The 12,863-nt window shown below is 70.2% G+C and carries 13 protein-coding genes and 2 pseudogenes; 12 read left to right on the top strand and 3 right to left on the bottom strand.

Annotated elements, in window-relative coordinates; genetic code table 11:
- Positions 1 to 32 precede the first annotated feature (32 nt).
- The 6 genes from ACTWPV_RS19125 (at position 33) to ACTWPV_RS19150 (ending at position 4,651) form a co-directional block, all read left to right on the top strand.
- Positions 33 to 368, top strand: a complete 336-nt coding sequence (locus ACTWPV_RS19125; RefSeq protein WP_443152804.1) for a YciI family protein — start codon at positions 33 to 35, stop codon at positions 366 to 368.
- Positions 365 to 1,582 (top strand): RNA polymerase sigma factor, encoded by a 1,218-nt coding sequence (locus ACTWPV_RS19130; RefSeq protein ID WP_443152805.1) that lies wholly within the window; start codon positions 365 to 367, stop codon positions 1,580 to 1,582. The genes ACTWPV_RS19125 and ACTWPV_RS19130 overlap by 4 nt, the downstream gene beginning before the upstream one ends.
- 112 nt (positions 1,583 to 1,694) lie before the next feature.
- On the top strand, positions 1,695 to 2,189 hold the full coding sequence (locus ACTWPV_RS19135) for an SRPBCC family protein (RefSeq protein ID WP_443152806.1): 495 nt from the start codon (positions 1,695 to 1,697) through the stop codon (positions 2,187 to 2,189).
- A 138-nt stretch (positions 2,190 to 2,327) separates the two neighbouring features.
- Positions 2,328 to 2,834 (top strand): MFS transporter, encoded by a 507-nt coding sequence (locus ACTWPV_RS19140; RefSeq protein WP_443152807.1) that lies wholly within the window; start codon positions 2,328 to 2,330, stop codon positions 2,832 to 2,834.
- Between the two features lie 73 nt (positions 2,835 to 2,907).
- Positions 2,908 to 3,735 (top strand): alpha/beta fold hydrolase, encoded by an 828-nt coding sequence (locus ACTWPV_RS19145; protein ID WP_443152808.1) that lies wholly within the window; start codon positions 2,908 to 2,910, stop codon positions 3,733 to 3,735.
- Between the two features lie 52 nt (positions 3,736 to 3,787).
- Positions 3,788 to 4,651, top strand: coding sequence for a helix-turn-helix domain-containing protein (locus ACTWPV_RS19150; RefSeq protein WP_443152809.1), 864 nt, complete (start codon positions 3,788 to 3,790; stop codon positions 4,649 to 4,651).
- Positions 4,652 to 4,726: 75 nt separating this feature from the next.
- On the opposite strand, the gene ACTWPV_RS19155 is transcribed toward ACTWPV_RS19150, so the two are convergent.
- Together ACTWPV_RS19155 and ACTWPV_RS19160 are read right to left on the bottom strand one after the other, a co-directional pair.
- Positions 4,727 to 4,870, bottom strand: a complete 144-nt coding sequence (locus tag ACTWPV_RS19155) for a hypothetical protein (RefSeq protein ID WP_443152810.1) — start codon at positions 4,868 to 4,870, stop codon at positions 4,727 to 4,729.
- Positions 4,871 to 5,546: 676 nt separating this feature from the next.
- Positions 5,547 to 6,776, bottom strand: a complete 1,230-nt coding sequence (locus ACTWPV_RS19160) for a hypothetical protein (RefSeq protein ID WP_443152811.1) — start codon at positions 6,774 to 6,776, stop codon at positions 5,547 to 5,549.
- 402 nt (positions 6,777 to 7,178) lie between these two features.
- Here ACTWPV_RS19160 and ACTWPV_RS19165 point away from each other — a divergent pair.
- From ACTWPV_RS19165 to ACTWPV_RS19190, 6 genes and pseudogenes are all read left to right on the top strand, one after another.
- A pseudogene (locus ACTWPV_RS19165) lies at positions 7,179 to 7,331 on the top strand (hypothetical protein); the annotation flags it as partial.
- A gap of 232 nt (positions 7,332 to 7,563) precedes the next feature.
- Positions 7,564 to 8,445, top strand: coding sequence for a hypothetical protein (locus tag ACTWPV_RS19170; protein WP_443152812.1), 882 nt, complete (start codon positions 7,564 to 7,566; stop codon positions 8,443 to 8,445).
- A gap of 104 nt (positions 8,446 to 8,549) precedes the next feature.
- A complete protein-coding gene (locus tag ACTWPV_RS19175) occupies positions 8,550 to 9,491 on the top strand; it encodes a tyrosine-type recombinase/integrase (protein ID WP_443152813.1) in 942 nt (313 codons plus the stop codon).
- Between the two features lie 188 nt (positions 9,492 to 9,679).
- On the top strand, positions 9,680 to 10,054 hold the full coding sequence (locus ACTWPV_RS19180; RefSeq protein ID WP_443152814.1) for a hypothetical protein: 375 nt from the start codon (positions 9,680 to 9,682) through the stop codon (positions 10,052 to 10,054).
- Between the two features lie 70 nt (positions 10,055 to 10,124).
- Positions 10,125 to 11,159 carry a PLP-dependent cysteine synthase family protein gene (locus ACTWPV_RS19185; protein ID WP_443152815.1) on the top strand — a complete coding sequence of 345 codons (1,035 nt, stop codon included), beginning with the start codon at positions 10,125 to 10,127 and terminating at the stop codon, positions 11,157 to 11,159.
- A gap of 11 nt (positions 11,160 to 11,170) precedes the next feature.
- Positions 11,171 to 12,388 carry an MDR family MFS transporter gene (locus ACTWPV_RS19190; RefSeq protein ID WP_443152816.1) on the top strand — a complete coding sequence of 406 codons (1,218 nt, stop codon included), beginning with the start codon at positions 11,171 to 11,173 and terminating at the stop codon, positions 12,386 to 12,388.
- 252 nt (positions 12,389 to 12,640) lie between these two features.
- Here ACTWPV_RS19190 and ACTWPV_RS19195 read toward each other — a convergent pair.
- Positions 12,641 to 12,802 (bottom strand): annotated as a pseudogene (locus ACTWPV_RS19195) (class I SAM-dependent methyltransferase); the annotation flags it as partial.
- Between the last annotated feature and the right edge of the window lie 61 nt (positions 12,803 to 12,863).

A 12,863-nucleotide genomic window follows, 5' to 3' on the forward strand; every position in this document is an offset into this window, starting at 1 on the left:
AGCGGATCGGGCGGGTCGGGCATAGTGGCCTCATGAAGTATGTGTTGCTGATCTGTGACGATGAGAAGGTGTCGCCGTCCATGGAGGAGATTGCGGTGGACCCGGCGTATCGGGCGTATCGGGCGGAGGTGGATCGGCGGGGAGCCATTATCGGTGGTGCGCGGTTGCGTCCGGTGGCGGATGCGACGACGGTCCGTGTCCGTGATGGGGAGACGCTGGTGTCCGATGGCCCGTTCGCGGAGACGAAGGACTTCATCGGCGGTATTGACATCATCGAGTGTGCCGATCTGGACGAGGCGATCACGATCGCGGCACGGCACCCCTACGCGAGCCGGGGTTGTGTCGAGGTCCGCCCGGTCTGGGAATGACCACGCCGGAGGCGGTTCGTGCCGCGGTCGATGCGGCGTATCGGGACGAGTGGGGCCAAGTGGTCGCCACACTGATCCGGCTGACCGGGAACTGGGACCTGGCGGAGGACTGCGCGCAGGACGCCTTCGCCGCCGCGTTGGCGACGTGGGGGCGTGATGGCGTTCCGGCTCGTCCGGGTGCGTGGCTGACGACGACGGCACGTCACCGGGCGACCGATCGGCTGCGGCGGGACGCAACGGGGGCGGCGAAGTTGCGGCAGCTTGCTGTGCTGGAGCGGGCTGCGATCGAGCCGTCGGCTGAGGAGATTCCTGACGAGCGGTTGCGGCTGATCTTCACGTGCTGCCATCCCGCGCTGCCGTTCCCTGCCCGGGTCGCCCTGACGCTACGGACGCTGGCGGGGCTGAGCACGGGTGAGATCGCCAAGGCGTTCCTGACCGCCGAACCGGCGATGGCGCAACGCCTGGTGCGTGCCAAGCGCAAGATCGCCGAAGCCGGGATACCGTACCGGGTTCCACCGGCGGAGCTCCTGCCGCAGCGGCTGACAGCCGTTCTCGCGGTGCTGTACCTGATCTTCAACGAGGGCTACGACGAAGAAGACGGGCGCAGGGCACTGGCCGCTGAGGGGATCCACCTGGCCCGGATGCTGGTCCGTCTGATGCCGGCCGAGCCTGAGGCGCGCGGCCTGTTGGCGTTGATGTTGCTGCTGGAGGCCCGCCGCGCGCATCGCACCGACGACGGCGTGCTGGTCACGTTGGAGAACCAGGACCGATCCCAGTGGGATCGCGCGCTGATCGCCGAAGGCCTTACGGCGCTTGACGAAGCGTTGGCCGTACGGCGCTGTGGGCCGTATCAGGTGCAGGCCGCTATTTCCGCCTGTCACGCCACGGCGCCCGACGCCGCGGCCACCGACTGGCCGCAGATCGCCGCCCTTTATGCGGAGCTCATGCGGTTGGCGCCATCTCCCGTGGTGGACCTCAACCGCGCCGTGGCGGTCGCGATGGCCGACGGCATCCCCGCCGGGCTCGCCCTAGTCGACGAGCTCACCGAGTCCGGCAAGCTCGATGGCTACTACCTGCTGCCCGCGACACGGGCCGATCTTCTCCGGCGGGTCGGCCGCCTCGCCGAGGCCGCGACGTCCTACGAGGAGGCGCTGAAACTGGCGCCGACCGACGCCGAACGTCGCTATCTGACGGGTCGTCTTTCCGAGCTCTGACCAGCACAAAGGCCATCGCGGCCGAATTTTCGAAGTTTCTTCCCGGTTGATGTCGATCCCGGGCGGCCTCCTTCGTCGGTGGGGCGAAACCACCCAAGAGAGAGGCAAGGACATGCCGGACACCGAGTACCTGACCGCCACCATGACCGTCGACCGGACGCCGGAGCAGATCTTCGAGGCCGTTACAGACGTCCGCGGCTGGTGGAGCGAGAACCTCATCGGCCACTCTGCCGCCCTGCACGACGAGTTCGTCTTCACCGACGACAGCGAATACGCCGGTGAGACCGTCCGGGCCAAGAAGGGTTTCCGTTTCGCCCGGTTCCAGATCACCGAGTTCGTGCCCGGCAGGCGGGTGGTCTGGCACGTCGTGGACTCCGACAACACCGGCCTCGACGACCGTGACGAGTGGACCGGCACCAACGTCATCTTCGACATCACCACCGACGCGCAGGGCACGACGCTGCATTTCACACACGAAGGCCTCACCGCGGCCGAATCCGCCTGCTTCGAAGCGTGCTCGCGCGCCTGGACCTTCTTCATCACCACGAGCCTGCCGCAGCTGCTCACCTCCGGCGCCGGCCGGCCCATTGCGAGCTACCGCCGGTGAACCGCCGCGAACTGAAAGACACCGAACCCCTGTCTCACACACAGCTCCGTGGAAACCGCCACTAGTTCGCTGACCTCCACTCGCCGGCGGAAGCCGGGCCCTCGGCAACGGCTCGTGGTGGTACTGGCGTGCGCCGCCATGGCGATGGTGGGCCTCGACATCGCCATCGTGAACGTGGCCCTGCCCTCGATCCAGCGGGATCTCATCAGCCAAGGCGCTTTGCAGTGGGTGATCGTCGCCTACGGTCTGCTGCTCGGCGGATTCCTCCTCGTCGGTGGCCGGATGACCGACCTGCTAGGACGACGCCGCGTCTTGCTCGCCGGGCTCGGCTTGTTCACCGCCGCGTCGCTGGTGGCGGGCGTGGCGCAGCACGCCGCCGTGCTGATCGCGGCGCGCGGGCTCCAGGGGTTGGGCGGTGCACTCATCGCACCGGCGGTCTTGTCGCTGCTGGCTGTCACCTTCCGGGAAGGGCGGGAACGCAATCGGGCTCTCGGCATCGCCGGAGCCGTGGGCGGAGTAGCCGGAACGGCGGGCGTGCGGCCGCTACGCCGGCTTCTGGAACATCTCCATGGCTCCCGCCGCGCGGGAATGAGCCCGCCGGGCCCGTGTTCCGGCCTTGGGACCTCGGTACGGCCGTTATGGTGATGGCCGCCGCTCTTCGACTGCGCGGGAACATATGTCCAAGACTGGCGGCGGGCCGCGCGTGCATATTCTCCGCATGAGTGAATACGACATTGAACGTTCGCATGGGCTGCACGTGGTCCATGACGGCCCGCGGCAGGCGCCACCGTTGTTGCTCATCCACGGGTCGGGGGCCTCGGGCGGTTTCTGGGGTCCGGTGGTCCCGGCGTTGGCCGGTCACCATCACGTCATCCGGGTCGACCTCCCGGGCTGCGGCCAGTCCCCGCCCGCGCCGTCGTATGACGTGCCCGCGCAGGCGGGTCAGGTGGCGGCGCTGCTGGACAACCTCGGCCTTCGTCACGTCGCCGTGGCCGGGCACTCCAGCGGCGGCTACGTCGCCACCGCGCTGGCCGAGCAACGTCCCGACCTCGTGGGTTCGCTCGCACTGATCAGTAGCGGCCCGAGTCCGGATGCGCTCCTCCGGCAGCCGTTCATCCTTCGGGTGCTGCTGGCCCCGCCGCTGGGCCCGCTCCTGTGGCCGAGGCGTTCGGACGCGATGATCCGCAAGGGGATCAGCGCGACGGCCGTTCGCCCCGTGGACCTCCCGGACGACGTGGTCGCCGACGTACGGGGCATCACCTACCGCGTGATGAGGACGGTGCTGCGCCAGAACACCGCCTACATCGCCGAACGGAGCGTGCCCGAGCGGCTCGCCGCCCTCGGGGTCCCCGTGCAGGTGATCTTCGGTGCTGCCGATCCCCGTTGGGAGCCGTCGTCGGCGCGCCGATACGACGCGGTGCCGGGCGCGCGGGTCGAGCTGCTACCCGGTGTCGGGCACCTACCCATGCTGGAAGCGCCCGAGACGACCGGCAAACTGCTGCTGGACTTCACGGCGGCGGAGCCGACGACGACCCGTGATCCCTGATGCCTAGACTGGCCATGTGTTGCCTGCCGGAATGCCATCTGACCAGGCGTGGGTGGACATCGCAGTCCCACGCCCGTCGGTTCGGCTGCCGGGGGTCAGCATGGCCGGGTTCTGCCATCGTGCCCCGGACTCGGTGGACATCTCCATGATCGCCTACCCGTCCGTCACCCTGTTCGTCGATCTGGGCGAGGGAGAAGGCGTCGTCTACGTAGCCCCTGGCCGGCACGAGCGCGGCAGCGTCGTCGCCGGGCTACTCCCCGGCGATCTCCAGGCAACTGGCCGGGGAGCCGGACAGTTGCTCCAGATCCGGCTGGATCCGGTCGCGGCGGCTGCGTTGCTGGGCGGCGCATCGGCCGAGCTCAGCGGGACGGTGGCAGCCCTTGAGGACGTCTGGGGCCGCGACGCCGGGCAAGCCGAGGACAGGCTGCGCACCGCCACGTCGTGGGACGAACGCTTCACGATAGCGGTGGACATCCTAGGTCGGCGGCTGGGCGACCACCCGCCGGTCGACCCCCAGGTCGCCCACGCCTGGCGGCGGACGCTGTCCAGCCGGGGCCGGGTGCGGGTCGACGGCCTGGCGGACGAGGTCGGCTGGAGCCGCAAGCGCCTGTGGTCCCGCTTCCGGTCCCAGCTCGGCATCACCCCCAAACGCGCCGCCCGGCTGGTGCGCTTCGACCACGCCGCCCACCTTCTCGCGGCGGGTCACTCCGCCGCCCACGTAGCCGCCGAGAACGGCTACGTCGACCAGTCCCACCTCCACCGCGAGGTCGCGACGTTCGCCGGGCTCACGCCCACGGCCCTGGCGGTCGCGCCGTGGCTCGCGGTCGACGACGTCGCATGGCCGGCTTCATCGCCCGCCGGCGCAGCACGCCTTCCTGCGATGAGCCACACGCGCAAAGCTCCCGCCTCGGAATGACCCTCCCACACCGGCCATCATCAACCCCATGGCCGCCGACCAGAACTCCCGGCTCTTCCGCTCGATCTCCGCGGTTCACCCTGACAGCAGCGTCGCCTCGTGGTCCTTGATCGCTGCTGTGACCAGGCTGCGTGCGGCCCCAGATGATGGCCCCTGTTCGGCCTGGGGGTCCAGGCCGCGGACGTCACGCAGGGCGATCTGCGCCTCCCAGCCGACCACGACGGTCAGGACCGAGATCAGGCGCTGAGACGACTCCTCGCTCAGGGTGCCGCGGAGCGGTTCGCAGGGCTCGCTCCAGCCATTCCACCCGGCGGGGGCTGCGTCGCTGGCCGGTCAGCTCTTCACCGTCGCGACCCTTTCAAGATCATCCCAATGTGGGTTTTGGGCTTGTGTGGGCTGTTACCTGACAGGCCAATCCGGCTACGACAAACGCCCGCACAGGGCCCTGCCCCCCTCAAACGAGCGATCCGAGCCCTGGCGCAAGACGCCGCCTGCGGACCAACTCCATATGGGTCGCCGACTCCCACCCCCCGTCGAGTGGATCCGACCCCGCCCTCCGCCCGGCCGTCTCCGACCCGAACACGATCAAGCAGAAACCCCACCCAGCCACATTCACCGCTCCGAAACGATCACGAACCGCAATCGCGATCGATCACTCGGCTACCTGGCGGCTGGGGGCACGTTCGGGAGTGGAAGGCCGGTTCAGGCTGCCTCCGGCTTCGTCCCACCGCTACGACGGTAGAACGACGAGGTCTTTCACCTCCGTACGGACAATCAGCGCCTCGTGGCGCACTGGGGCTCATGACACGATTCTTGGCGGCACCCCTACAAGCGCTCATCGGCCTGCTCTCGGGCATTGGCCACCAGGTCGCCGTTGCCAGGCGACCCCTACGCTTCAAGATCGCGAAGCGTCGCTGGAGTCCAGCTGGCCCGCACGCAGCTCGGCCGCCACCGCGCGTTCCCGCAACTGCGCCGCCTCCGCACGCGCCGCGTCCAGTTCGGCCCGCACATCCTCCAGCCGTACCCGCTCCAGCCGCAGCTCCCCCCGCAGCCGGTCGCGCTCCTTGACCGCCGCGTCGGCCCGCGACTTCTCCCGCGCGGCCAGCTTGTGCTCCCGGGACAGCGCGGCCGCCGACTCGTCCTGGAGCGCCGCCGTCTTCGCAGTCAGCCGCTCCACCTCACCGGCGGCCTGCGCCGCCTCCTGGAGCGCGACCGCACGGTCCCGCTCGGCGGCGGCTGCGGCCCGCTCCGCCTTGACGGCCCGCTCCACGGCCCGATCGCGCTCCTGCGCTGCCGCCTCCTCCCGGGCCCTGGCGCCGACCGCCGCACGTTCGGCCTGCTCGCGAGCACGCACGGCCGCCGCCGTCTCTTCCCTCGCGCGGTCTCGCTCCGTCCGTGCCTGGCCGGCGGCCTGCTCAGCGCGTACGGCGTGCGCCCGCGCCTCAGCGATCTGCCCTTCGGCCAACTCCACCCGCTCCGCGAGCTCGCGCACGGCCTGACCTCTGGCTTCCTCGGCCAGCTCCACCTGGTGAGCCGCCTCCGTGGCCTGCCGTTCGGCCAGCTCAGCGCGCCGCTGCGCCTCCTCGGCCGACTGCAGCGCCTGCCTTTCCGTACTGGCCGCCTCCCGCAGCGCCGCCAGCGCCTGCTCGCGGGCCCGTTCGGCATCCGCCAGCGCGGTGTGGCGCTCGTGCTCCGCCTCCTCAAGCCGCGACCGCATCTCGGCCGTCTGCCGGCGAGCGTGCTCGGTGGCCTCACGCGCCAGCCGTACCTGCTCGAACGCCTGCTCCCGTTCCGTGCGCGCGATCGCCACCCGCGTGTGCGCCTCCGCCTGCACGGCACTCAGCTTCGCCTCGACCCCCGCCGGGCTCAGCTCGTCGGCCAGCGCTCGGGCCAGTGGCTCGATGGCCGCCGCCAGCCCGCTCTCCATGCGGTCGTACAGCTGCTCGGCCCTGGCCAGCGCACCCTCGAGCCCCGGCGTGGCCCGCCGCAACTCCCGCTCGCGCTTGGCGGCGGCCTGGCAGTCCTTCTCCGGACAGTACGCCCGTGGCCGGCCTCTCCCCCGCCGCTGCTCGATCGCCGCCCCGCAGTGCTTGCACGGCGTAACCAGATTGCTCTCTTGCGTCACTGCGGCAGTCTAGCATTTTCTATTTTCTAGAAATTCCAAATCAGAAAACCCTCTCTCTTGCGCTCGAGCATGGCGTCCTCAACTTGCGAGAAGGCAGAATTCCCGCAAGTTATGCATGCCGGCCGGAGGCGGGATCCGGGGTTGAGGAACCTGCGGACAGCCGTTGGCGGTACCCGCTAGTAACTTAGCTGGCCGTTTCAGCAGGTCGTCCTGCGGTTGATCATTTCCGTTCAAGATCTGGACTTGTGGTGTGTTTCCGGCTGTTACCGGGCGCTAGGTGGCGCGCCTACGGTCGTCGGTCATGCCTGCAGAGTTTTTGTCTGATGAGCAGAGGACGGCGTACTCGGCGTTCGGGGAGATGCCGTCGCTGCCGGACCTGGAGAAGTTCGCGAGCACGCGTGGATGATCCGAGCCGCCTACGGCTACCACGACTTCGACGATCGTGAGTCGTGGCAGGCGCGGGTGTTGGCGAAGCGGTTCCGGACGTTCCTGCACGGCCGGGCGTGGACACACGCCGAAGGGCCAACGGCGCTGTTCGATCAGTCGGTGGCATGGCTTCGCCGGCACCGAGTGCTGCTACCGGGGGTGACGGTGCTGGAGAGGCTGGTCGGCTCGGTGCGCGAGCGGGCCGATGAGCGCCTGTATGCGACTGTCGCACGCCAGGCGGAGCGCGCCGAGCAGGGGTTGCCGCGGGCACTGTCGGGCCTGCTGGTGGTTCCCGAAGGGGGCGCGGATCTCGGAGCTGGAACGGCTGCGGCAGGCGCCCAAGCGGCAGTCGGGCACGGAAATGGCCAAGGCACTGCAGCGGGTGGACGACATCGCGGCGTTCCGGCTGGGGCGGGTGCGGGTGGACAAGGTGCCGGTGCGGCGGATGAAGACGCTCGCCAAGTACGGGGCGGGTACCAAGGCGCCGCTGCTGGCCCGGCTGGCCGAGCCGCGCAAGACGGCCACCATGCTCGCGGTGACCCGATCATTGGAGGCCGAGGCGATCGACGACGCCCTGGATTTGTTCGCGCTGCTGATGGCCACCAGGTTGATCTCGCCGGCGCGGCGCAAGTCGACGGGCGAGCGGCTGGCGATGTTGCCGAAGCTGGAGAGGGCTTCCAAGCTGCTGTCGCGGGCGGGCCGGGTGCTGGTGGAGCAGCTGGACCTGGTCGCCGAGGTGGACGCCGATCTGGATGTGGCCGCGTTGTGGACGGCGGTCGCCGCGCAGGCCGGCGCGAGCAAGGAACAGGTCCTGGCCGCGCTGGAATCGGTCGAAGAGCTCGTGCCGGAAGACGACGGGTCGGCGGAGGCGGCGCTGCGTGCCGCGCTGGTGGACAAGTACAACACCGTCCGCCCGTTCTTGAAGCTGCTGGGCGAGTCGAAGGCGCTGGGGGCGGCGGCGGGTGGCCGCAAGGTGCTGGCCGCGGTGCGCAGGCTGCCGGAGCTGGCGCGCCGGCACGTCTCCCGCAAGCCCCTGCTACCGAAGGAGATCGACGCGTCGCTGGTGAGCGCGGCGTGGAAACGGCCGGTCTTCGCCAACCCCGACCTGTCGGCGGGGACGGTCAATCGTGATGCCTATGTGGTGTGCGTCCTGGAGGCCCTGTTTCGGCCTTCGGGGAGGATTGGACCGGATTTTGGCGGTAGGCGAAGACAGCCGGCGATCTTATGTTGTTATCGCGGATAGGGACGCATTATCTGCGATACTTTGGATGTTGTCCTGGGGGAACAGCCCGCCGCGGCACCCGTGACTCTAGGTGCTTATCTGCGATAGCGATCCGAGGGGGCTACGTGGCGACCGTGCACCGGCTCGACTCCCGGGAGGGCGTGCCCCGGCTCGGCGCGGCCGCGGAGGCGTTCCTGGCCACCATCACCAACCGGAATACCGCCCGCGCTTACGCGGTCGCCGTCCGGGCCCTGGCCGCTGAGTTCGGCGAGCAAGCCGCTCTGACCGAGTTGGCGGGCGAGGCTGGCGCCGATCGCGTGGCCGCGTGGTTCGCTGGCCGGTGGGGCGGCTCAGCGGCGGGCACGGTCAACGCGCGTCTGGACGCGCTCGGCTCCGCTTGCACCTGGTGGCGCGACCAGGACTGGCTGACCGGCGACCCGCTGCGCCGCATCCGCCGCCGGCCCCGCACTCCGGATCGCACCCGGGCGCTGGCCCGGGTCGATGTCGAGGCGCTGCTGACCCGCCCGAATCCGGGCCTTCGCGAGCGGACGCTGTGGCGGCTGCTGTATGAGTCGGCGGCCCGGACCGAGGAGGTCTTGGCCCTGGACGTCGACGAGCTCGACTTGCGCAACCGGCAGGCCAGGGTACGGCGCAAGGGCGGCGCGGTCGACGTCATTGTCTGGCGTACCGGCACCGCGCGCCTTCTGCCTCGCCTGCTGGACGGTCGCCGTACCGGGCCGGTCTTCCTCACTGGCCGCCGCGCCCGTGTTCAGTTGCCTCCGGGTGACCTGGATCCGGGCAGCGGCCGGGCTCGGCTGTCCTACCGGCGTGCCGCCGAGTTATTCGAGCTGGCCACCGCCGCATTGCCGGCAGGACCATGGACCTTGCACCAGTTGCGCCACAGTGCACTGACGCATGCCGCTGAAGACGGAGCCAACACCTCCACCCTGCTGGCCTTCTCCGGGCACACGTCCGTGGCGTCGCTGGCCCGCTACGCCCGTGTCTCGCCGGAGGCGCTGGCGCGCTGGCAGGAGGGGCGAGACCCGGGAGCGCGCCGCCGGTCCTGACCCCTTGCCCGGCCGGGGAGAGGATCTGGGCGCGTGCGAGGTCGGGTGCGGCGCCAGGTGGTGTTCGGCCGTCAGCCGGCCAGGCCGTTGGGGTGCTGGGCGCGGGGGTCGTGCACGAGCTCTGGCGAGGGGGTGCCCGGAGGGGCCCCGACCGCCTCAATTACTCTCTGTAGTTAATCATGTGCGTATTGTCGGGGGATGTGTGGTGGCCGCGCAGGCACGCGTGGTTCGTCGTGCTGCTCGGCCTCCTCTCGGTCGCGCACTTGTGGTCCCACGCCGTGCAAGCCCCTGACCATCCGCATACGTTCGTGACCGCGAGCGGCGACAGCGGACATCACGAGCACGAGAACGAAGAGGACCACGGCGAGCAGGAGCACTCTCATCTCTTCGTGGCCCCCGTCGTGAACACTTGTGCCGACGGTCTGGCCGCGTGGCCGGGGTCGGCGGTCCTGCCCGCCGTCTCCGGGCACGGCCGCACCGTCACTGCGCTGGGACGCGCTCCGCCGGGAGACTACCGGGGGCGCGCCGCGCTCACCCAGACGCTCGAAGTGTGCCGCTGCTGAGGAGGACGTGCTTCTACGTCATCCCACTGTCAGCGACCTGGCGCAGCACGCGCCGAAATGAGTGTTCAGCATGACTTCCATCACCGAACTCACCACGACGCACCTGGTGGGTCACACACCTGTGTGCCGGATCGGGGAACCGTTCGCGCCGCCGGGCCGGGGCTTTTGGGCCAAGCTCGAAGGCGCCAACCCCGGCGGGCTGAAGGACCGGGCGGCCCTGCACATCGTGGAGCGAGCCCGGGCTCGCGGCGACCTCTCCTCGGGCGCGATGATCGTCGAGTCCACCTCCGGCACCTTCGGGCTCGGCCTGGCACTGGCCGGCATCGCGTACGGCCATCCGGTCACGGTCGTCACCGACCCCGGCATGGAGGCGATCATGGAAACCCTGCTCGTCTCCTATGGCGTACGGGTCGAGACCGTGACGCGACCTCACCCGCGCGGCGGCTGGCAGCAGGCCCGCCTGGACCGCGTGGCGCGGCTTCTGGCGAGCGTCCCGGGCTCGTACTGCCCGGACCAGTACGACAACCCGGACAACGTCGAGGCGTACACGAGCCTGGCCGACGAACTGCTCACGCAGCTGGGCCGGATCGACGTGCTGGTGTGCAGCGTCGGAACCGGCGGGCACTCGGCCGGGGTGGCCAGGCGGCTGCGGCGGCGGCTGCCGGCGCTGCGCCTGGTCGGCGTGGACGCGGTGGGCTCCACGATCTTCGGGCAGCCGGCCCGGCCGCGCCTGATGCGAGGGCTGGGCAGCAGCATCCATCCGCGCAACGTCGACCACGACGCCTTCGACGAGGTGCACTGGGTGGCGCCGCACGAAGCGGTGTGGGCGAGCCGGACGCTCGCGCAGACCCACTACGCGACGGGCGGATGGAGTGTCGGCGCGGTCACCGTCGTCGCCGCCTGGCACGCCAGAACCCAGCCGCCCGGCACCCGCATCGTCGCCGTCTTCCCGGACGGTCCCGCCCGCTACTACACGACCGTGTTCGACGACGCCTACTGCGCCGGGCACCACCTCCTGGACCGGCCGCCGAACGACGAACCCGACGAGATCAAGGATCCCGGCGAGGCCGAGGTCACCCGGTGGACCCGCATGGTGATGCGCTGATGTGGCGCCGCATGCGCTCCTTCGACCGCAGCGTCCAGGTGCTCATGGTCAACCAGTTCGCCATCAACCTCGGCTTCTACATGCTGATGCCGTATCTCGCCGGGCACCTGTCCGGCGGGCTGGGCATGGCCGCCTGGGCGGTCGGACTCGTGCTGGGCATGCGCAACCTCAGCCAGCAGGGCATGTTCCTGGTGGGCGGGACGCTTGCCGACAGGCTCGGCTACCGGCCCGTCATCATCGCGGGCTGCCTGCTGCGCACGGCGGGTTTCGGCCTGCTGGGGTTCGTGGACACGCTGCCGGCCCTGCTGGCCGCCTCGGCCATGACCGGCTTCGCCGGGGCGCTGTTCAACCCGGCGGTCCGCGCGTACGTCGCGCACAGCGCGGGAGAGCGCAGGGTCGAGGCGTTCGCCCTGTTCAACGTCTTCTACCAGGGCGGCATCCTGCTCGGCCCGCTGATCGGCGTGGCCCTGCTCGCGGCCGACTTCCGGCTCGTCTGCCTGGTGGCCGCGGGCCTCTTCGCCGCTCTCACCCTGGTCCAGCTGGCCGCGCTACCGCCGTGCCGCACCGGGACGCAGCAGCACGGGGGCGTGCTGGCGGACTGGCGCGGCATCGCGAAAAACCGGCGCTTCGTCACCTTCGCGCTGGCCATGGTCGGCCCGTACGTGCTGTCCTTCCAGATCTACCTGGCGCTGCCGCTCGAACTCGAAAACAGCGGCGCGGTGAGCGTGCTGTTCGTGGTGTCCGCGCTGGTGGCGCTGCTGGGCCAGCTGCGCATCACCGATTGTGCACGGCGGCGCTGGACAGCCTCGCAGGCCATCGTCCGCGGCCTGGCCCTGATGGCCCTGGCCTTCGTTCCGCTGATCCCGTACGGGATCGCCGGCGCGCCGGTGCCCGTGCCGGCCGTGCTGGCCTGCACGGTGCTGCTCACGCTGGGCACGGTGCTGGCCTATCCGTTCGAGATGGACACCGTCGTCGCCCTGTCGGGAGGCCAGCGGGTGGCCACGCACTACGGCTTCTACAACACACTCGCCGGCATCGGCGTCGCCGCCGGAAACCTCGCGGTGGGCCGACTGCTCGACCTCGGACCAGCCTGGGCCTGGACCGGGCTCGCCACCGTGGGGGCGATGAGCGCGCTGGCCGTGCGCCTGCTGAACGGCGATCCGGCCGTGAGCCGCTACCGTCCCTGGAGACGCGCGCGCCGCGTCACACCGGCACGCAGCGGTCCTTGACCAGAATCTTGACCTTCGCCAAGACGCTCGGCCCGACCAATCACCGGGCGTCTTGGCCGGTCGGCGAGTCCGGACGTAGGAGAGCAGCATCGGGAGATCGCCCGCGTCCAGGACCTGAAAGCCTGCCTGTGGGATGAGGTCGCCGAGCATGTCGTGCGCCTTGTGCCGTATCGCAGGCCCGGTCAGCGCCGCGACCAGGTGGGCGAGCAGCGGGTTGGCGGGCGGGCGGAACTCGGCGATCAGCAGCCGCCTGCCGGACCGCAGCACGCGGGACATCTCCCGGATCGCCGTGCCACGACCGGCGGACGGTATGTGATGCACCGCGAGGCTGGAGACCACCACGTCGGCACAGGCGTCGGGCAGTTCCATCGCCTTGCCTTCGCCGACGAGGTAGGAACAGTTGCCGCGCCAAATGGGTGGACGGGGAGATCAGCGCCACTGCGGCCGAGCTGGAGGCGGCCTTTCGCGCCACCGT

The organism is Nonomuraea sp. KM88 (genome assembly GCF_052245635.1).
In the GTDB taxonomy this organism is placed as follows: Bacteria; Actinomycetota; Actinomycetes; order Streptosporangiales; family Streptosporangiaceae; genus Nonomuraea.